The 1,190-nt window shown below is 43.7% G+C and carries 1 protein-coding gene; it reads left to right on the top strand.

Features of this window, described 5'->3' with window-relative positions; translation table 11 throughout:
- Window positions 1-1,176: elongation factor Tu (gene tuf, locus ACFIJS_RS08960; RefSeq protein WP_330167429.1), on the top strand; the 1,176-nt coding region annotated here is incomplete at its 5' end.
- Window positions 1,177-1,190: the final 14 nt, after the last annotated feature.

Raw genomic sequence — 1,190 nt, 5'->3', positions numbered from 1 at the left:
ATGGCGAAGAGCAAGTTTGAACGAACAAAACCGCATGTTAATATTGGTACGATTGGTCACGTTGATCATGGGAAGACCTCGTTGACAGCAGCGATTACGAAATATTTTGGTGAATTTAAAGCCTATGACCAAATTGATGCTGCCCCAGAGGAACGCGCACGTGGAATTACTATTTCGACAGCACATGTTGAGTATGAAACAGAAAATCGTCACTATGCACACGTTGATTGTCCAGGACACGCTGATTATGTAAAGAACATGATCACAGGGGCAGCGCAGATGGATGGTGCTATTTTGGTTGTTTCAGCGGCCGATGGCCCAATGCCTCAGACACGTGAGCATATTTTGCTTGCGCGTCAGGTTGGTGTTCCGGCAATTGTTGTTTTTCTTAATAAAGTTGATCAGGTTGATGATGCAGAACTTTTGGAGCTTGTAGAGCTTGAGGTTCGAGAACTTTTATCCAAATATGATTTCCCAGGCGATGATATACCAATTGTTAAGGGTTCTGCGTTGGCAGCCCTTGAGGATAAGGATAAAAGTATTGGTGAAGATGCTGTCCGTCTTTTAATGAGTGAAGTTGATAATTATATTCCAACTCCTGAACGTCCTGTTGATCAACCATTTTTGATGCCGATAGAGGATGTATTTTCGATTTCGGGTCGTGGAACCGTTGTTACGGGTCGTGTTGAGCGTGGTATTATTAAGGTTGGAGAGGAAATCGAGATCATCGGTATTCGTCCAACGTCTAAGACGACGGTTACAGGCGTTGAAATGTTCCGCAAGCTTTTAGATCAAGGTCAAGCAGGTGATAATATAGGAGCTCTGCTTCGTGGTGTTGATCGTGAAGGGATTGAGCGTGGTCAAGTATTGGCGAAGCCAGGATCCGTTACGCCTCATACACGTTTTAAAGCAGAAGCTTACATTTTGACAAAAGATGAAGGTGGACGTCATACACCATTTTTCACGAATTATCGTCCTCAGTTTTACTTCCGTACGACAGATGTTACAGGTATTGTTACGCTTCCAGAAGGAACGGAAATGGTTATGCCAGGCGACAATGTTGCCATGGATGTTTCGTTGATCGTTCCGATAGCGATGGAAGAGAAACTTCGTTTTGCTATTCGTGAAGGTGGTCGTACTGTTGGTGCCGGTATCGTCTCTAAGATCATTGAATAAATAATGCTTGTTGA

Origin of the sequence: Bartonella sp. OT172YNZD (assembly GCF_042193725.1) — a bacterium.
Lineage (GTDB): Bacteria > Pseudomonadota > Alphaproteobacteria > Rhizobiales > Rhizobiaceae > Bartonella > Bartonella grahamii_A.
Note: the sequence above shows the minus strand (reverse complement) of the source record. Positions and strands in the feature narration are given on the sequence as shown.